General features: G+C 52.5%; 1 protein-coding gene. It reads left to right on the top strand.

The window, feature by feature from the left end; genetic code table 11:
- Nucleotides 1-12 precede the first annotated feature (12 nt).
- Nucleotides 13-512: hypothetical protein (locus tag K0F75_RS25290; protein WP_219064692.1), on the top strand; the 500-nt coding region annotated here is incomplete at its 3' end.

Genomic DNA, 512 nt, shown 5'->3' on the forward strand with positions numbered 1-512 from the left:
AGAGGCATCACTATGTCCATTGAATGTGTACCTGAAACGCCTGTTGTGATTGACACTGAAATAGCATCGATCATCGAAGATAACGCCGCTACTAGGGAAACCCCTGATGTCGTTCCTGAAAACCCTGATGTGTCCCCTGAAAACCCCTCCGAAAACCCTGATGCATTGATCCGTGTGTTGAAAAGCGGCAGCTGCCCGTCGCTGACCAGTCGTTCCACCTTGGGTTATCAACTGGGCCTCAAGGACGAGTCCGAGCTGTACCTGAAATTGATCAGCAACACCGGCAGTGGTTTCTTCAGCAAGGAATGGGTGGCGTGCTCGGTGATTGAGCAATTGATCACTGGATCGGCTGAGCTGACCTCCACCTCGTTCAAGGCCATCTTTCCCAACAAGTCCGTCAATACCGGGGGCTTTGTGATGGCGGTCATCAAGGCGTTGGGCTTGATCCAGACCAATCCACAGAACAGTCGTTGGCATCAGCAGGTGCCGGAGATGACTTTTGAACAGGTGGC

The organism is Pseudomonas sp. UMAB-08, assembly GCF_900095225.1.
Taxonomy (GTDB): Bacteria; Pseudomonadota; Gammaproteobacteria; order Pseudomonadales; family Pseudomonadaceae; genus Aquipseudomonas.